Source organism: Rubellimicrobium roseum (assembly GCF_006152145.1).
GTDB classification, from domain to species: domain Bacteria; phylum Pseudomonadota; class Alphaproteobacteria; order Rhodobacterales; family Rhodobacteraceae; genus Rubellimicrobium; species Rubellimicrobium roseum.
Genome location: NZ_VDFV01000006.1, coordinates 18,893 through 35,667, shown reverse-complemented (window position 1 = coordinate 35,667; position 16,775 = coordinate 18,893). Strand labels below are relative to the sequence as shown.

The 16,775-nt window shown below is 66.3% G+C and carries 16 protein-coding genes; 6 read left to right on the top strand and 10 right to left on the bottom strand.

Features of this window, described 5'->3' with window-relative positions:
- Positions 1 to 68: 68 nt before the first annotated feature.
- From FHG71_RS07580 to FHG71_RS07545, 8 genes are all read right to left on the bottom strand, one after another.
- Positions 69 to 980: an SDR family NAD(P)-dependent oxidoreductase gene (locus FHG71_RS07580; RefSeq protein ID WP_246045377.1), complete on the bottom strand. Its 912-nt coding sequence runs from the start codon at positions 978 to 980 to the stop codon at positions 69 to 71.
- Positions 981 to 1,080: 100 nt separating this feature from the next.
- On the bottom strand, positions 1,081 to 1,818 hold the full coding sequence (locus tag FHG71_RS07575; RefSeq protein ID WP_139081029.1) for an SDR family NAD(P)-dependent oxidoreductase: 738 nt from the start codon (positions 1,816 to 1,818) through the stop codon (positions 1,081 to 1,083).
- Positions 1,818 to 2,897 (bottom strand): glycerol dehydrogenase, encoded by a 1,080-nt coding sequence (locus FHG71_RS07570; protein WP_139081028.1) that lies wholly within the window; start codon positions 2,895 to 2,897, stop codon positions 1,818 to 1,820. Before FHG71_RS07570 ends, FHG71_RS07575 begins: the two co-directional genes overlap by 1 nt.
- Complete coding sequence (locus tag FHG71_RS07565) at positions 2,888 to 3,655, bottom strand: SDR family NAD(P)-dependent oxidoreductase (protein WP_139081027.1); 768 nt, start codon at positions 3,653 to 3,655, stop codon at positions 2,888 to 2,890. Before FHG71_RS07565 ends, FHG71_RS07570 begins: the two co-directional genes overlap by 10 nt.
- On the bottom strand, positions 3,652 to 5,157 hold the full coding sequence (locus tag FHG71_RS07560) for a xylulokinase (RefSeq protein WP_139081026.1): 1,506 nt from the start codon (positions 5,155 to 5,157) through the stop codon (positions 3,652 to 3,654). The genes FHG71_RS07565 and FHG71_RS07560 overlap by 4 nt, the downstream gene beginning before the upstream one ends.
- The gene (locus tag FHG71_RS07555) at positions 5,157 to 6,167 is read right to left on the bottom strand and encodes an ABC transporter permease (protein ID WP_139081025.1); all 1,011 of its coding nucleotides are present in this window, start codon (positions 6,165 to 6,167) and stop codon (positions 5,157 to 5,159) included. The genes FHG71_RS07560 and FHG71_RS07555 overlap by 1 nt, the downstream gene beginning before the upstream one ends.
- The gene (locus FHG71_RS07550) at positions 6,164 to 7,663 is read right to left on the bottom strand and encodes a sugar ABC transporter ATP-binding protein (RefSeq protein WP_139081024.1); all 1,500 of its coding nucleotides are present in this window, start codon (positions 7,661 to 7,663) and stop codon (positions 6,164 to 6,166) included. The genes FHG71_RS07555 and FHG71_RS07550 overlap by 4 nt, the downstream gene beginning before the upstream one ends.
- Positions 7,664 to 7,722: 59 nt before the next feature.
- The gene (locus FHG71_RS07545) at positions 7,723 to 8,691 is read right to left on the bottom strand and encodes a substrate-binding domain-containing protein (protein WP_139081023.1); all 969 of its coding nucleotides are present in this window, start codon (positions 8,689 to 8,691) and stop codon (positions 7,723 to 7,725) included.
- Positions 8,692 to 8,905: 214 nt separating this feature from the next.
- On the opposite strand from FHG71_RS07545, the gene FHG71_RS07540 reads away from it, so the two are divergent.
- Genes FHG71_RS07540 through FHG71_RS07515 form a run of 6 tightly spaced genes read left to right on the top strand, consistent with a single transcriptional unit; the run spans position 8,906 to position 13,788 of the window.
- Positions 8,906 to 9,532, top strand: coding sequence for a glucose-6-phosphate isomerase (locus FHG71_RS07540; protein WP_176559327.1), 627 nt, complete (start codon positions 8,906 to 8,908; stop codon positions 9,530 to 9,532).
- A complete protein-coding gene (locus FHG71_RS07535) occupies positions 9,529 to 10,173 on the top strand; it encodes a bifunctional 4-hydroxy-2-oxoglutarate aldolase/2-dehydro-3-deoxy-phosphogluconate aldolase (protein ID WP_139081022.1) in 645 nt (214 codons plus the stop codon). The genes FHG71_RS07540 and FHG71_RS07535 overlap by 4 nt, the downstream gene beginning before the upstream one ends.
- On the top strand, positions 10,170 to 11,114 hold the full coding sequence (locus tag FHG71_RS07530; protein WP_139081021.1) for a shikimate dehydrogenase family protein: 945 nt from the start codon (positions 10,170 to 10,172) through the stop codon (positions 11,112 to 11,114). The genes FHG71_RS07535 and FHG71_RS07530 overlap by 4 nt, the downstream gene beginning before the upstream one ends.
- 4 nt (positions 11,115 to 11,118) lie before the next feature.
- A complete protein-coding gene (locus FHG71_RS07525; protein ID WP_139081020.1) occupies positions 11,119 to 12,057 on the top strand; it encodes a phosphoglycerate dehydrogenase in 939 nt (312 codons plus the stop codon).
- Complete coding sequence (locus tag FHG71_RS07520) at positions 12,044 to 12,907, top strand: MBL fold metallo-hydrolase (RefSeq protein WP_139081019.1); 864 nt, start codon at positions 12,044 to 12,046, stop codon at positions 12,905 to 12,907. The genes FHG71_RS07525 and FHG71_RS07520 overlap by 14 nt, the downstream gene beginning before the upstream one ends.
- Entirely contained in the window at positions 12,904 to 13,788 is an 885-nt protein-coding gene (locus tag FHG71_RS07515; protein ID WP_139081018.1) for an SIS domain-containing protein, read from the top strand. Before FHG71_RS07520 ends, FHG71_RS07515 begins: the two co-directional genes overlap by 4 nt.
- Here the strand turns inward: FHG71_RS07515 and FHG71_RS07510 are convergent.
- Complete coding sequence (locus tag FHG71_RS07510) at positions 13,757 to 14,431, bottom strand: HAD family hydrolase (RefSeq protein WP_139081017.1); 675 nt, start codon at positions 14,429 to 14,431, stop codon at positions 13,757 to 13,759. The two genes, FHG71_RS07515 and FHG71_RS07510, sit on opposite strands and share 32 nt — an antisense overlap.
- Positions 14,428 to 16,773: an aldehyde dehydrogenase family protein gene (locus FHG71_RS07505; RefSeq protein ID WP_139081016.1), complete on the bottom strand. Its 2,346-nt coding sequence runs from the start codon at positions 16,771 to 16,773 to the stop codon at positions 14,428 to 14,430. Before FHG71_RS07505 ends, FHG71_RS07510 begins: the two co-directional genes overlap by 4 nt.
- Positions 16,774 to 16,775 lie beyond the last annotated feature (2 nt).

The window sequence follows — 16,775 nt, the reverse complement described above, 5'->3', positions numbered from 1 at the left end:
TTGGCGAGCTACGCGGTCCTCCCCAAGAGAGCCAGAGCGGCCACGGAACGGACGCCTCCCGCCAAGGATCAGATCCATCCGCCGTCGACAACGAAGGTCTGGTTGGTGATCATTTGGCTGTCGTCCGAGGCCAGCCACGTCGCCATGCGGGCGATGTCCGCGGGCTCCACATAGCCGCCAAGGCACTGCCGCTCCGCGATGAGCTTGCGGGCCGCGTCGTCCACCCAGAGCGTGAGCTGCCGCTCGGTCATCACCCAGCCGGGCAGGATGCAGTTCACCCGGATGCCGTCTGGCCCCAGATCGCGTGCCAGCGCCCGGGTCAGCCCTTCGATGCCGGCCTTGGCCGCCATGTAAAGCGGCATGCCCCCGAAGCCCGCGCGCCAACTGATCGAGCCGGTGTTGACGATCACGCCCGCGCCCTTGGCCCGCATGCCGGGCGCAACCGCCTGGATCGCGAAGACCAGATGCCGCAGGTTCACCGCGATGCGCTCTTCGAAGTACTCGGGGGTGATCGCGTCGAGCTCGTGGCGCTCGTCGTGGGCGGCGTTGTTGACCAGCACGTCGACCGCGCCGGCCTCGGCGGCAAAGGCTGCGATGGCCGCCTGCAGCGCCGCAACATCGGTCAGGTCCGTGCGTAGGAAGCGCGGCGGCTTGTGCCCTGCGGCGGTCACCTGCTCAACCAACTGGCGCGATGCGTCCTCCGCCACGTCGAGAAAGCCGACCGTTGCGCCTTGGGCACAGAACTCGGCGACATGAGCTGCGCCGATGCCACTGCCACCCCCCGTCACCAGGACGACCTTGCCGGCCAAGCTGGGATGGATCGAATTCTTGGTCACATAGCTCTCCCAAAGGCTTGGACGGCTCCGTGACGCGCACGGAACCCCGCTCCTCCTAAGTTTCATGACGGTCAGGGCCAAGCCGCCGATCTGACTGGCCACGTGACGCTGAAACACATGCTTCGCCAGATCCAACCCGATCACGCTGACTTCGCGGATCGACGCCTCCCAGCGGTGGTTCAGGAACCCACCCTGGCACACAGAGGCCGCAGGGGGGCGTCACATCATCAGAGCCGTTCCATCCTCAGAGAGGATTGCCGCTGACGAAACCTCCATCCACCTCCAAGCAGACGCCGGTGACATAGGCGGCAGCCGGCGAGCACAGGAACAGCGTTGCGCCGACCAGATCCTCAGCCGCCCCCCAGCGGCCAAGCGCGGTCCGCGCCTCGACGGCCGCCGCCCCCGCAGGGTTGGACCAGATCGGCCGCGTCATGTCGGTCCGGTGGTAGCCCGGGGCGATAGCGTTGACGCGGATCCCTTCCCGTCCCCAGCGGTGGGCGCAAGCCCGGGTAAGCCCAAGGATTCCTGTCTTGGAGGTCCCGTAGGCCGGCACGGAGGCATCAGCAAGAAAACTCAGCATCGAGGCTACATTGACAATGGAGCCTTTCACTTCAGCCAGACGAGGATAAAGGCCATAGGACAGCCGCATCGCCGCATTGAGGTTGACTTCCATCACGTCGAGGAATCCGGCCTCGTCCCACTCCGCCTCGGGCCTCGCGATGCCAGCAGCGTTGATCACGATATCTGCGCGGGATACGCCGGAACAGAAGGCCTTGACGGCGTCACTGTCCCGCAGTTCCAACTGGCGGAAGACAATCCCCTCCGCCGCCAGCGTGGCGAGCTTGGCTGCCGAGCTCCCGAGCCCCGTCACGCTTGCGCCATGCGCCGCAAAGCCCTGCGCAATCGCTAGTCCAATGCCGCTCGTTGCTCCAGCGACCACAACATGCTTTCCGGTAAACAGATCAGGCCGAAACGTGTCCATCAGCGCAATTCCTTCAGTGCGGCCACGACCATGTCCGGGGTTACGGTGATCGGCTCGTTGTGCATGATTTCGCCGGGGCGACAGGCACGCTCGGCGACGATGCGGAGCTTTTCGTCCGTGGGGTCCTGAATGCCTATGTCGGCAAGCTGGATGGGCAGTCGCACGGCTTTGCAGAATGCGCGAACCCTCTCGAACTCCGCCCGGTCCCCATGGATCAACAGGCTGGCCAGCACCCCGATCGCGACCTTCTCGCCATGAAGGTGATCGTGAACGTCGTGAAGTTCGCAAAGGCCGTGATGGATCGCATGAGCGGCTGCGACGCCGCCCGACTCGAAGCCCGCGCCTGAAAGCAGGATGTTGGCCTCGACTACCTTCTCGAGAGCCTCGCCCGGAGTTCCGGCATCGCACTCTTCCAAGGCGTGAGGGCCGTATTCGAAGATTGTATCGCGACAGGCCTCCGCAATGCGGAACGCGACCGAGGCGCCGAGCGTCCCCCAGCAGTTGGGCGCACTCGCCCGGCGGGAGCTTTCCGCCTCGTAATAGGTTGCCAGAGCGTCGCCGATCCCCGCCGCCAGGAAGCGCGCCGGCGCCTGGGCGATAATGGCCGTGTCGACCAGAACGAGGTCGGGGTTGCGGGGCAGGAACAGGTCGTAGGCGACCGTGCCGTCCTCGCGGTAGACCACCGCGAGCGCAGAGCAAGGCGCGTCTGAGGCAGCGATGGTCGGAACGATAACGGTGGCCGCGCCGAGCTGGTGGGCCACCGCCTTGGCCGTGTCCAGCGTCTTGCCACCGCCCACCCCGATCACGAGATCGGCGCCAGCTGTCTGGCCGGCCGCGACGCCACGCTCGATCTCGGTTTCCGAGCACTCGCCTCCATGACTCAAGGTCGTGATCCCGATCGGACCCGCACCATCCTGGACCATCGTTTCCAGCTGGTCGGCCAGGCGGCCATCGAGGATGGCCAGAGCCCGGGTTCCGAGCGGAGCGGCCTCCTGCCCCAGACGGGCAATGAGGCCCGGGGCTTGGATATAGCGCCCGGGAAAGCGGGCCCCGCGGGGACGGATCGGTGTCACCAGCATGTGTAGCCTCCATCGGCCAGAACAATCGAGCCGGTCATCAGGCTCGCTGCGTCTGACGCAAGAAAAAGAATGACCGCCGCCACTTCGTCGGGCCGTCCCATCCGGCCCTGGGGCGTGCCGCCGATCCAGTGCCGCATGAGGTTCTCGTCCTCGTAGACGTAGGAATTCATCGCGGTCTCAATGTACGTGGGCGCGACGGCATTGACGCGCACCCCGCGCGGGGCCCATTCGGCAGCCAAACTGCGCGTCAGCTGGTGGACCGCTGCCTTGGAAGCGTTGTACTGCGCTTGCTCCTGCGGGCGGTTGACGATGAAGCCTGACATGCTGCCCACGTTGACGATGGTGCCTGCTTGGCGATCGAGCATCCGTCCGCCGAAGGAGCGACAGCACCAGTAGAGACCGTTCAGATTGATGTCGACGACGGATAGCCATTCGTCGTCCGTCATACGCTCCGCCGGGATGTTGGAGCGCGCAATGCCCGCGTTGTTGACGAGGATGTCGACCTCGGGATGCCTGTCGGCCAGCGCATGGACCTCGGCGGAGCTAGTCACTTCGAGCCGGTCTGCCACCACGTCGTGGCCCTGGCCCTTGATGCTCTCGGCGGCATCCTGGGCCGCCGCCTCGTCCCGGTCGGTTAGGATTACGCGTGCGCCGGCCTGCGCAAGGGCTTCGCAGGTCGCGAAGCCGATGCCACGGGCGCCCCCGGTCACCAGCGCGGTCCGTCCAGTCAGGCGAAAGCGGTCGAGATAAGGCGTCATAAGGTGTTTCCGGTCAGATGATCGAGATCGTCGTAAAGGGCCTGCGACTGCAGGTAGAGCTTGTCGAACACGGGCTGCATCACAGCGTAGCGGTCGGCCCAGGCGGGATCAGGCACGACCTCCCGGCCGTGCCGGACGGTGCGCGAAACCGCTTGCGGCAGGTCGGCTGCCTCACCCAGCGCGACCGCGCACAGCGCGGCGCAGCCCACGAGTCCGCATTCGGGCTCCTCTGGGATCAGAATCGGACGGTTGTAGATCGCTGCCTTGATGCGCAGCCAGAGGTCTGCCTTGGCTCCACCCCCGCTGGCGATCAAGACGTCCGGGCGGGTTCCAGTGGCGTTCTCCATGACTCGCAGGTGGCGGTTAACGGCGAACCCGACACCCTCAAGGACCGCGCGATGCATGTGCGACAGCGTATGTCCTGCCGCCAAGCCGAAGAATTGCGCCCGGCTGTTGCGATGCGCGCCAAGCCGCTCGCCCGATAGATAGGGCAGGAAGAAGAGCGCATCGGCGCCAGGCGGCGCCGTCTCGGCCATCGCAACGATTTCTGCATAGCCGAGTTCGTTGCCGTGAAAGGCGCGCCGCGCCCAGCGGGCGGCATCCCCACCTGACTCTAGGAGCACGAAGGCGCCCCAGTTCCCTTCGGGCGTGCCCACGTTGCTGATCTCGGGGTCGAGGACCGGGGCGTTCGCAATCAGGGTCACGATGCAGGACGTCCCTGCCACCTCGGATGCCATGCCGGGCCGGCAGACGCCCGAGCCCAGCAGGGCGACGGGATAGTCCGCTCCGCCGACGAGGACAGGTGTGCCCCGCGCAAGGCCCGTTGCTTCTGCGGCCTCGGCCGTCACCGCTCCAAGTATCTCGATGGGCAGCCGGATCGGCGCGAGCTTCTCGCGGTCGAGACCCAGCCGGTCGAGCACCTTCTGCGACCATTCGCCTGTCGCGGCGTCCATCAGGAAGGAACAGGCAGCGTCAGTCCAGTCCATCGCCCGTTCGCCCGTCAGGCACAGGTTCACATAGTCCTTAGGCATGAGCACATGGGTCGTGCGGGCCCAGGCCTCGGGGTCGTAGTCGCGCAGCCACTGCAGCTTGAAGGCCGGCCAAGCCGGGGTGGGTGGGTTCGCGGTGATGGGCAGCCAGTCCGAAAGCCGCTCCTCGGCCTCGAACCGGCGCACGTGGTCGAGCGTGCGCTTGTCGTTCCACAGAGGCGCCGTATCCCGGGTCGGGCAGCCCTCTGCGTCGACTAGGACGGTGCCGTGCATCTGCCCGCAGGCCGCGACGGCTTGGATGCACCAGCCTTCGGCCCTGGCCTGCGCAGTGACCTGCCGGAGGGCGGCACAAGCGGATGCCCACCAATCCGCCGGTCGTTGCTCAGACCATCCGTAGGTCGGCACGATCTGATCGTAGGCCTGGGCGGCAACCGTCAGGACCCGCCCGTCCGGCGACATTGCGGCGGCGCGGGTGGATCCCGTGCCGATGTCGAGCGCGATCGTGCAGTCCATCAGCGCCGGCGAAGAATTTGGCTGGCGTGCTGGAGAACCACGGCCACCACAATGATGGCGCCCAGATAGACCTGCTGGTGGTAGCCAGGGACGCCCGCGAGATTCATGATGTTGCCGATGATGCCGAGGATCAGGACACCTAGGAACGTGTTGATCACGCCCCCCTGCCCGCCCATCAGGCTGGCCCCGCCGATCACCACGGCTGCAATCACATCGAGCTCGGCCCCTTCGCCCACGCTTGCCGAACCGACGCCCGAGCGGGAGGTCACCACGACGCCGGCAATGGCGGCCAGAGCACCGGAGATGACATACACGGACATGACGTACCAGCCAACCGAAATGCCCGACAGGCGCACGGCCTCTTCGTTCGATCCGATGGCCTTCACCAGCCGACCGAAACGCGAAAAATTCAGCACGATCAAGGCAATCACGAAGACCGCGAACATCAGGAGCGCCGGCGCCGGAACGCCTAGGGCGAAGGACGTGCCAAAGGTCGACAGAGATGCACCCGGCTCGCCCAGCATGATGGGCTGGCCGTTCGACAGGATAAGCGCCATTCCCCGGGCCGCGGTCATCATGGCTAACGTCACGACGAAGGCCGGCAGGCGCAGGAAGGCGACCAGGAAGCCCGACACCGCCCCGCACGCGCCGCCGATGCCGATGACCATGGCCAGAGCGGCCCAGAGGGGCCAATCCTGCACCAGGATCGCTGTTGTGACCGCCCCTAGCGCCGCGATCGAGCCCACTGAAAGATCGATGCCGCGCGTGAGGATCACATACAGCATCCCCACGGCCATGATCCCCGTGCCGGCGTGCTGGCGGAGGATGTTCATCACGTTCCGCTCGGTCAGGAAGGCATCCGACTGCAGCGAGGCTAGACCGAGAAGGATCAGGAAGATGACAAAGGTCCCGAACTGCCGGAACAGCTTCCCGAAAGACGTTCGCCGGCGCCGCGGAGCCTCTGCCTCGCTTGCTGCCGGCTCACCGAAACCTGCCGTGTTCGATGTCATGCCAATACCCTCTCCTCGGCTCCGCCCTTTATCGAGAGCGTCAGCAGCTTTTCTTCAGTGTAATCTTCGGGCGCGAGCTCGCCGCGCAGCCGTCCCTCGCCCATGACCAGAACCCGGTCGCAAAGGCCGAACAACTCGGCATGCTCGGAGGAGATGACGAGAACCGCCTTCCCCTCGGCCGCCATGCGGTGAATTAGCGAGTAGATTTCCGTTTTGGCGCCCACGTCGACGCCGCGCGTGGGCTCGTCCAAGATGACCACGTCGCTGCCCGTGTGGAACCACTTGGCTAGCACGACCTTCTGCTGGTTCCCTCCTGAAAGGGAGGAAACTGGGTCACCCATGTCGCCCAGTTTGATGCGAAGGTCCTCGATCAGGCCCCGCACCACACCTCGCTCCTTGGCGCCCGAAAAGAAACCCAGGCGGGTGACCGGGGCGGTGTTCGCCATGGTGGCATTCTTGCGGATCGCCATGTCGAGGACGACGCCCTGTCCCTTGCGGTCCTCAGGAACCAGCGCCACCCCTTGGCGGACCGCCTGCTTGGGCGACCTTGGCCGGAAGGCCTCGCCCTTATAGGTGATCCGTCCCGCGGCAATAGGATCTGCGCCGAAGATTGCACGGGCAACCTCGGTCCGGCCGGAGCCGACCAGCCCCCCGAGGCCCACGACCTCGCCCCGACGGAGGGAGAAGGACACGTCCCGGACGAAGTTCGGGAGCGTTAGGTGCTCGACCCGCAGCAGCTCTTCGCCAATAACGGTCTCCGGCTTGGTTCCGAAGAGTTGGCTAAGCGGGCGGCCAACCATCATGCGGATGAGCTGATCGACGGGCACGGCGTCCGGCGTTACCGTATCCACGTTGCGGCCGTCCTTCAGCACCGAAATTCGGTCGGCGATGGCATAGATCTCGTCGAGGCGGTGCGAGATGTAAACAATGCCCACCCCCTCGTTGCGAAGGCCGCGGATGATGTTGAGCAGGCGCTTGGCGTCGCCCATGGACAGAACGGCAGTAGGCTCGTCGAAGACGATGACCCGCGCCTTGCGGGACAGGGCCTTGGCGATCTCGACCACCTGCTGGTGAGCGACCGAAAGGTCGGACACCGTGGCCCGGGGAGAAATGTCGAAGCCAAGCCGTTGGATCAGCTCGCGCGCACGGGCATTAAGCTGGGTCCAGCCGATGCGGGCCGGTAGCTCGCCCAGGAAGATGTTCTCGGCCACCGACAGATGCGGGGCGAGAGCCATTTCCTGGTGGATGATGCTGATGCCGCGCCGGATCGCGTCGGTCGGGCCGCTGAGTCGCGCCGTCTCGCCGTTGATCTCGACATGGCCGGCATCGGGGCGGAGCTCCCCCCCCATGACGCGCATCAGGGTGGACTTGCCGGCGCCGTTTTCGCCGACCATCGCATGGACCTCGCCGGCATGGACGTCGAAATCGACCCCCGACAGCGCGTGAATGCCTGCAAACGACTTGCCGATGCCGCGCAGGGCGACCAGGGGGGTCATCGGCGCTCCTCCTTGAGACTTGAAAATTGGCCGCCCCGAAGGACGGCCACCGAACCGGATCAGAACAGCGATTCGGGATCGAAGTAGTCGGCGACGTTCTCTTGGGTGATCACGGCGGGATCGGTGTAGATCAGCTTGGGCGTATCCTCGGGCAGTTCGCCGTTGAGCGCCTGAAGGCCGGTCTCGACCGCGCGGCGGGCGATCTCATTCGGGTTGTTTAGCCCGGTGGCGCCGTATTCGCCGGCCTGGATCAACTCGTAGGCTTCCTTCTGGCCGTCAGCGGCGGCGACAAGGATGACCTCGTCGAGACGACCTGCGGCTTCCAGCGCCTGCCGGGCGCCCAGCACCATGGAGTCGTTCTCGCCCAGTACGACGTTGATGTCGGGATGCGCGGTGAGAAGATCCTCCATCGCGGCCAGCCCGCCCTCGGTCGACCAGTTGCCCCAACCTTGGCCCAGAACATGGATTTCCGCGTGGCCCTGATTGGTGAGCATCGCGTCCATAAGGCCCGACAGCACGCCCAGGCGACGCTCACGTCCGACGAGGTTGCCCTGCGAGCCCGAGAGCAGCGCAATCCGGGCAGGCTCGCCACCCAGTTCCTGCGCCAGCCATTCGCCCACGAGTTGCCCATTGGCGCTGTTGGAGGACTGGATCTGCGTGATGAACTCTGCCGAGGGGTCCAGCGTGGAGTCGATGGCAACGACATGCACGCCGGCTGCCGAAGCCGCGTTGACGGCCGGAATCAGACCCTGCGCATCGCGCGGGTTGACGATCAGTACGTTCACGCCCGAGGCGACCATGTCCTCGATGTCGGCGATCTGCTTGACCATGTCGTTCTGGCCGTCGGCCGAGCGGACCTCGCAGCCGGCCGCCTCGGCGGTCTCGCGCGCCGTCGCTTCCTGCGCGGCGAAGTAGGGCGCCCCCAACGTGTACATGGAGATGCCTACAACGCAGCTCTCCTGGGCATAGGCGGCAGTGGTGGAAAGGAGTGCCGCGGCCGCGGCACCCGTGAGGGCCTTGAAAGTCATTCTACATCCTCCGCTGTGTTCCCGCCCTTCCTCCGGGGCGCGCGGCTCGAAACCGCCGAACACTTTGGAGCGTAGCTACAGCATTTTCTTGCGTCAACAACAAAAAGCCCGTTTTCTGCGCCGCAGCGGGACTTTACGGTTGAGAGTCTATGCATTCTGCGGATAGATACACCTGCTCATGTAGCAATACTACAAAAATGTGAGGGAGGACGACGTGGCCTTTCAGGAACCCCGTCTGTGCCAAGTGTCGGTCGAGACCGGCCTTTTGGGCAACGCGGACGGTCACTATCAGAAGCGCTTTGCCGATCTGGCCGGGCTTTATGCCGATTCCGCAGCCTTCGACCGTCTCATGGCCGAGCGCGGACAGGAGGTCGCCTACGAGGTGACATCCTACACGCCAGGACAGCGCGTGAGCGACCTGATCGTGGGCGTGACCCGCATGGAGCCCGGCAATGTCGGGGGCGAGTACTTCCTGACGCGCGGCCATATCCACGCGCGGGGCGACCGGCCCGAAATCTACTACGGGCAGGCGGGCCGCGGCCTCATGCAGATGGAAAGCCCCGACGGCGAGGTCCGCATCGTGGAGGTCGGGCCGCAGAGCATCTGCTACGTGCCCCCCTACTGGATTCACCGCAGCATCAACATCGGGTCGGCCGACCTCGTGATGATGTTCGCCTATCCGGCCGACTCGGGACAGGACTACGGGATTATCGAGCGCTCGGGCGGGATGCGGGTCCGCATCCTCGATGACGGGCAAGGCGGCTGGAAGCAGGTAGAGAACCCCGATTGGCGACCCCGATCCAAGGACGAGATCGTCAGCATCCTGGGAGCGGCCGGATGAGCAATCCCTTCGATCTGACCGCACGTATCGGCGTCGTTCCCGTGATCGCCATCGAAAGCGTGGACCACGCCATCCCCCTGGCTGACGCCCTCCTCGAAGGGGGCCTTCCCACGGCGGAGATCACCTTCCGCACCGAGGCCGCGGCCGAGGTCCTGGCGCGCCTCCACGAGCAGCGGCCCGAACTCCTTCTTGGGGCGGGAACTATCCTGTCGCCCGAGGCCGCGCGGCTCGCCGTCCAGTGCGGTGCGGCCTATGGCCTAGCTCCGGGTTTTGACCCGGCGGTCGTGGACGCCGCGCAGTCGGCGGGGCTGCCCTTCGCGCCGGGGATCATGACCCCCTCCGACATCTCGCTTGCGGCGGCAAAGGGATGCCGACTGATGAAGTTCTTTCCGGCCGCGCCGGCGGGCGGCCCTTCGATGCTGACGAACATCTCCGCGCCCTTCGCGCATCTTGGGCTGCGATTTATCCCCACCGGGGGGGTGAAGCTTGAAACTATGGGCGAATGGCTGTCGCTGCCGGTGATCGCGGCCGTGGGTGGCACCTGGATCGCCACCGCCCGCGACATGCGTGAAGGCGACTGGGCCGGAATCACCACCCGTGCCCGAGCCGCCGTCGCCCGTGCCAAGGAGCTTCGCCCGTGACCTACGTCCCCTGCGAAAAACCCACGTTGCACTTCATCGGAGTGACGACCGGCAAAAGCAGCATCATGAAGGTCTTTCCGGCCTGGGCCAGACACCTCGGCCTGGGCGACGTGGCGATCCGCGGCATCGATTTCGCGCCGCACTCGGACCCGGCCTCTTATCGCGAGGCAGTGGCGTTCATCCAGGACGACTCGCTTTCGATGGGCGCGCTGGTCACGACCCACAAGATCGACCTGTTCCACGCCTGCCGCGACATGTTCGACGAGGTGGATCATTTCGCCGGGCTGATGGGCGAAACCTCTTGCATCTCCAAGCGAGACCGACGTCTGGTCTGCCATGCCAAGGACCCGATCAGTTCGGGCCTCGCTATCGACGGCTTTCTGCCTCCCGACCACTTCGCGCGGACGGGGGGACAGGTGGTGTCAATGGGGGCCGGCGGGTCCACCATCGCACTGACCTGGCATCTCATGCAGGCCCGCCAAGACCGGCCCTCGGGGATTGTCGTGACGAACCGGTCGCAGCCGCGTCTGGACGAAATCCGGCATGTCCACGAGCAGATGGGCAGCGACATTCCAGTCGACTACGTTCTCGCGCCCGATCCCACTGCGAACGACCGTGTGCTGCAAGAACTCCCGCCGGGATCGCTGGTGATCAACGCGACCGGCCTGGGCAAGGACGCCCCCGGCTCGCCCCTCTCCTGGGATGCGCGGTTCCCCGAGCAGGCCGTCGCTTGGGACCTGAACTACCGGGGCGACCTTGTCTTTCTGGACCAGGCGCGGGCCCAGGCGGCCGAGCGGCGGCTCCAAATCGAGGACGGCTGGACCTACTTCATCCACGGATGGACGCAAGTCATTGCCGAGGTCTTCGATATCACGATCGACACAAGCGCGGAGAACATCGACGAACTGACCCGCATCGCCAACGCAGCTGCCAAGGGATGAAGCGATGGACCGCATCCTTGTCACCCCCCGCTCGCTGACCTCCGCACCTCCTCCCGCGCTGGATCGCCTAGTGAAAGCCGGATTCGAACTCGTCTTCAGCACGCCCGGCGCGACGCCGTCAGAGGCGGAGCTCTTGCGCCTGGTTCCCGGCTGCGTCGGCTGGCTCGCCGGCGTAGAGCCGGTGAGCGAGGCCGTGATCGTCGCCGCCGACCGCCTCCGGATCATCAGCCGCAACGGTACCGGCGCGGACAACCTTCCTCATGCCGCCCTGACGGCCCGGGGTATCAAGGTCGCCCGGGCGATGGGCGCGAATGCCACCGGCGTCGCCGAGCTCGCCGTCGGGCTGATTTTGTCCGCATGCCGCCATATCCCGGAGACGGCGGCCGGCATCCACTCCGGCGGCTGGCCCCGGCTGAAAGGCCGGGAGATCGAGGGGACGACGGTCGGGATCGTGGGTTTGGGCGCCATCGGCCACCGGGTGGCGCGGGCCATGGATGCCCTGGGCGCGCGCCTTCTTGTCCATGATCCGTTCCGTCCCGATCCCAAAGGGCTGAACATCGAGTTCACAGACCTGGTCGGGCTCCTAGAACGGGCCGAGATTGTCAGCCTGCACTGCCCGGCGCCTGAAAACGGGTGTCCTCTTCTGGACGCCGAGGCGCTTGCCCGGCTGCCACGCGGCGCGATCTTGGTGAACACCGCACGTGCGAACCTTGTAGGGGCGGAGGCGCTTCTTGCCGCGCTCGATGAAGGCCGGATCGGGACCTACGCGACCGACGTCTTCGCCGTCGAGCCCCCGGCAGGGGATCGCCTGGCCACGCATCACCGGGTCCTTGCTACCAGCCATATCGGCGCCCTCACGGACGGAAGCGTGGCCCGCGCGACCGAGGCCGCAGTCGAGAACCTTCTGCTAGCCCTGCACGCCCCGGCCGATGCGACTGGTTGAGCATCCCCTTCCGGGGCCGCTATCGGCTCACCTGGCCCAGCCGCCCGCAGAAGCCATAAGTCTAGTTTGGCTGGGCCAGGCCGGCTTCGTCGTCGACGGAGGGGGGCATCGCGTGGTGATTGACCCCTATCTCTCTGACAGCCTGAGCAAAAAATACCAGGGCACGCGCTTTCCACATGCAAGACTTATGCCCGCCCCGGTGGCGCCGGAGGGGATCACGCATGTCACGGCGGTGCTCGCAACGCACGCCCATACCGACCACCTCGACCCTGGCACCCTTCCGGCGCTACTGGGTGCAAACCCCGGCGCACTCCTCGTCGCCCCTGCTTCGGCCACGGATGTGGCCCGGGCCCGGGCCGGGATCAGCCAGGACCGTTTGCGGCCCATTGAGGCGGGCGAGCGCCTGGCGATCTGCCCCGGCCTTGAGGTGGTCGCCACGCGGGCCGCCCACGAGCTTCTAGAGCAGGACGCCCAGGGCCGGCACCGGTTCCTAGGCCTTGCCATCCGTGTGGCCCGCGCGACTATTTTCCACTCGGGTGACACCATCCCTTTCGAGGGGCAAGTCGAGGAGGTACGGGCGCTCGGCGCCGACCTCGCGCTCCTTCCCGTTAATGGACGGGACGAAATGCGGCGGGCGAACGGCATCCCCGGCAACCTGACTGTCGAGGAGGCGGTCACGCTCGCCCGTGCGGCGGGTGTCCCGTCGGTCATCGCCCATCACTTTGGCCTCTTCGACTTCAACACGGTCCCCCGCGCCACAGTCGAGGCCGCGGGTTCCGCGGTGACGGACCCGCATCTTGCGGCAGCCCGCACGGGGGCCATCTATCGCCTCGAACAGGAGGCAACATGACTGTCAACGACAGCGACTTGTCTGGCATCCGCAACGTGCTCGAGCTCGTCCGCACCCTGCTGGGCGAATTGCGCAAGTCGGACCGCCGAGTGGCGGAGACGGTCCTCGCCGACCCGCAGCGCATCCTGGGCGCGACGGTGGCCGAAACGGCCGAGCTGGCCGGCGTCAGCCAGCCGACCGTGATCCGCTTCTGCGTGGCCATTGGCTGCGAAGGCTTCCAGGACTTCAAGATCCGCCTCGCCCAGAGCCTCGCGCTCGGCACTTCGGCCACGCATTCGGCCATTATTGAAGATGATCCTCCCGAGGAGGTCGCCCGCAAGATCTTCGACTACACGATGACGTCGCTGGACTGGGCGCGGCACCGGCTTGACATGGCGCAGATGAACGCCGCTGTCGACCTCATCCTCGAGGCGAGCCATATCGAGTTCTTCGGCTTCGGCGCGTCTGCGATCGTGGCGCAGGACCTCCAGCAGAAATTCCCACTCTTCGGCATTCCCTGCAACGCCACCATGGACAGCCACCAACAGCTGATGGCCGCCTCGATGATGACACCCGGGGCGGTCGCCGTGGCAATCTCCAACACCGGCGGCACCCGTAGCCTCATCGAGCTGGCCCGTCTCGCTCGCGAGCAGGGGGCCAAGGTCATCGTCATAACGGGGTCGATGGACTCGGCTCTCATCAACTACGCGGACGTGGTCGTCAACGTGGAGACACTGGACAACACCGACGTCTTCACGCCGACGACCAGCCGCATCGCCGCCCTCGTCGTGGCGGACATCTTGTCCACCCTGGTCGCCCGCCGCCTTGGCGCGGCGCACAACCAGCGCCTCGTGCGGATGAAGCGCTTCCTCAGCCAGATGCGTCGGAACGAGGCGTTCTGAGCGCAGCCACCTGCGAGGGCAGGTCGCGCATGTGGTCGACGATCTCCAGCGCACCTGCCTCTTGCAGGAGCTCTCCGTGGCCCGGATAGGTATGGCGTCCGCCGGTGAAGCCGATCGCCCGCATTCCTGCGGCCAGCGCCGCGGTCACGCCCGCCACGCTGTCCTCGATCACGAGGCAGGCCTCGGGCGCCACACCCGCCTGCGCGGCGGCGAACAGGAACACGTCCGGCGCGGGCTTGCCGCGGGCGACCTGGCTCGCCGAATACACATGGGGATCGAAGACATGGAGGAGACCGCACCGCTCCAGCGACCGCCGGAGCTTGGGAAGCGCCGAGGAGGACGCAACCGCCAGCGGTGGATCGATCTGCCGGAGCGCCTCGGCCACCCCCTCGACCGCTCGAAGCTCGGTCTCTATGGCACAAAGCAGCCGAGCATCGGCCTCCTCCAACAGTCCCTCGGGCCAGGCAACACCGCGCTCGGCGGCGATGGCCGCCCAGATCTCGCGCTTGGGCCTGCCGATCCAAGTTCGGATCAAGTCCTGCGCGGTGATCGGGTGGCCCGCCCCTGTCATGAGCTCGGCATCGATGGCGTTGGACAGGATCTCGCTGTCGACTAGGACGCCGTCGCAATCAAAGATGATCATTCGCCGTAAGGCACCCAGACATTCTTGACCTGCGTGGCGCGGTGCAGGAACTCCCTGCCCTGCCCCACGGGCCCGAACCAGTCGCGTGCCGCCCCGTCCTCCGTCCAGGTTTGCTTGAGATTTCCCGCCGATGCGGCCTCAACCATCTTCGCGCCAGCGACCGTTCCGAAATACCACATCCCGGCCACGTCGTCGTGCTCGGCCAGGGTCCTGGCCAAGACCTCCCGTTCCCCGGTCACAATGTTGACCACGCCGCTTGGCAGGTCGGAGGTGTCGAGGACCTGATAAAGATCCGTCGCGGCCAGCGGGTTGGTCTGCGAGGGGATCGCGACCACCGCGTTACCCATTGCAATGGCCGGCAGCACGAGGCTTACGAAGCCCAGCAGTGGCTGAGCGACGGGACAGGCGACGCCGATAACTCCCAGGGGCTCGGGCACGGCAAGCGTGACATGCTCCGTCTTGGTCTGATGGACAGCACCATCGAACTTGTCCGCCTGCGCGGCGTACCAGAAGCAGCGCCGGACCGAAGCGTCGACTTCCGCTTTCGCCGCCGCCCGGGCGATGCCAAAGGAGGCCAGCCGCCCCTCGAACTCGGCGGCACGAGCAGAGAGGTTCTCAGCGAGGAAATAGAGCACCTGCGCCCGGTTATGGCCGGTGGTCTTGCCCCAGCCGGACACCTTGTGCGCCGCCTCCACCGCATTGCGGATGTCTTTGCGGTTACCGAGTCCCGCGAGGCCGCCAGGTACGGCGTAGACATAACCTGAGTCCGGTCGGGCCTGCTTGCCGCCGATGTATAGCTTTGCCGTCCGGTCGATCCCTGGAGCGGTCGAGGCCGCGCCTGGCGTCGCGACCGGCGCCTCCGGCTCGACCTCGGGGCGGGACGCAACAGGACCGGGGTGGGCGAGATAGGCCGTCATCCCCTCCCGGCCGCCCTCGCGGCCATAGCCGCTCTCGCGGTAGCCGCCGAACCCTGCCCCCGCATCGAAAATGTTGGTGCTGTTGATCCAGACAACGCCGGCCTTCACCTTGGCGGCCACATCTAGGCATAGGTTTACGTTCTCGGACCAGATCGAGGCCGCGAGGCCGTAGCGCGTGGCATTGGCCAGCATCACCGCGTCCTCGGGCGTGCGGAAGGTGGTGATGGTCGCCACCGGCCCGAAGATCTCCTCAGTCGCAAGCGTCGAAGCCGGTTCGACATTGCTCGCGATGGTCGGCGGGTAGAAGCAGCCCTCGGGCGCCTCGCCTTGCGTCAGGGTCGCTCCCTCGGCTTCCCCCCTGCTCACCAGCTCACGAATTCGTTCGAGCTGGACGGGATGCACGATCGCGCCCATGTCGGTGTTCTTATCGAGGGGATCCCCCACCCGCAGCGTTCTCATGCGCTGCGCCAGCTTCTTCTCGAACTTTGAAGCGACAGCCTCGGCCACCAGGATGCGGGCGCCCGCGCAGCAGACCTGGCCCTGATTGAACCAGATCGCGTCCACGACCCCCTCGACAGCGGCATCGATATCCGCGTCCGAGAAGACTACGAAGGGCGACTTGCCGCCCAGCTCGAGCGTCAGCGGCCGGCCCGTCCCGGCAGTCTGGCGACGGATGATACGGCCCACCTCGGTCGAGCCGGTAAACGCGATCTTGTCGACCCCCTCGGCCGAAACCAAGGCCGCACCGGCAGAGCCATCGCCGGTCACGACGTTCAGCACGCCTTCGGGGAGGCCGCATTCGGTGGCGATCTGGGCGAAGGCCAGCGCCGTCAGAGGGGTGTACTCGGCCGGCTTCAGCACCACCGTGTTGCCGGCGGCCAGCGCGGGCGCCACCTTCCAGGCCAGCATTAGTAACGGGAAGTTCCAGGGGATGATCTGCCCGCAAACGCCGTGGGGCCGGGCCCCTGGGAACTCGGTGTCCAGCACCTCGGCCCAGCCTGCGTGATGATAGAAATGCCGGGCGACAAGCGGCACGTCGATGTCGCGGCTTTCCCGGATGGGCTTGCCATTATCGAGCGTCTCCAGCACCGCCAAGAAGCGGGAATGCTGCTGGACGTGCCGCGCCAAGGCATAAAGGTGCCGGGCGCGCTCATGCCCCGAGAGCCCGGCCCAGCCAGGCTGAGCCTTGCGGGCGGCCGCGACGGCAGCAACCACATCTTCGGGAGTCCCCTGCGCCACATGGGCGATCACCGACCCGGTCGCCGGATTCCGCACTTCGAAGGTTTCGTTAGGCGCGGTGAAGGCGCCCCCGATGAAATGGCCGAACCCTTGAGGGAACCGCTCGAGCCAGTCGGTCACGATGCGGGAATCCTCCGGAGCGGGGCCGTAGTCCATGGAGGCCAGGATGTCGGTAACGGTGGTCATGG

Bases quoted from the DNA above. Each gene is read 5' to 3' on its own strand.
- FHG71_RS07550 (WP_139081024.1), bottom strand. From the start codon at position 7,663: ATGACCCCCCTGGTCGCCCTGCGCGGCATCGGCAAGTCGTTTGCAGGC.
- FHG71_RS07575 (WP_139081029.1), bottom strand. From the start codon at position 1,818: ATGGACACGTTTCGGCCTGATCTGTTTACCGGAAAGCATGTTGTGGTC.
- FHG71_RS07505 (WP_139081016.1), bottom strand. From the start codon at position 16,773: ATGACCACCGTTACCGACATCCTGGCCTCCATGGACTACGGCCCCGCT.
- FHG71_RS07555 (WP_139081025.1), bottom strand. From the start codon at position 6,167: ATGACATCGAACACGGCAGGTTTCGGTGAGCCGGCAGCAAGCGAGGCA.
- FHG71_RS07565 (WP_139081027.1), bottom strand. From the start codon at position 3,655: ATGACGCCTTATCTCGACCGCTTTCGCCTGACTGGACGGACCGCGCTG.
- FHG71_RS07515 (WP_139081018.1), top strand. From the start codon at position 12,904: ATGACTGTCAACGACAGCGACTTGTCTGGCATCCGCAACGTGCTCGAG.
- FHG71_RS07545 (WP_139081023.1), bottom strand. From the start codon at position 8,691: ATGACTTTCAAGGCCCTCACGGGTGCCGCGGCCGCGGCACTCCTTTCC.
- FHG71_RS07510 (WP_139081017.1), bottom strand. From the start codon at position 14,431: ATGATCATCTTTGATTGCGACGGCGTCCTAGTCGACAGCGAGATCCTG.
- FHG71_RS07525 (WP_139081020.1), top strand. From the start codon at position 11,119: ATGGACCGCATCCTTGTCACCCCCCGCTCGCTGACCTCCGCACCTCCT.
- FHG71_RS07570 (WP_139081028.1), bottom strand. From the start codon at position 2,897: ATGCTGGTGACACCGATCCGTCCCCGCGGGGCCCGCTTTCCCGGGCGC.
- FHG71_RS07560 (WP_139081026.1), bottom strand. From the start codon at position 5,157: ATGGACTGCACGATCGCGCTCGACATCGGCACGGGATCCACCCGCGCC.
- FHG71_RS07535 (WP_139081022.1), top strand. From the start codon at position 9,529: ATGAGCAATCCCTTCGATCTGACCGCACGTATCGGCGTCGTTCCCGTG.
- FHG71_RS07520 (WP_139081019.1), top strand. From the start codon at position 12,044: ATGCGACTGGTTGAGCATCCCCTTCCGGGGCCGCTATCGGCTCACCTG.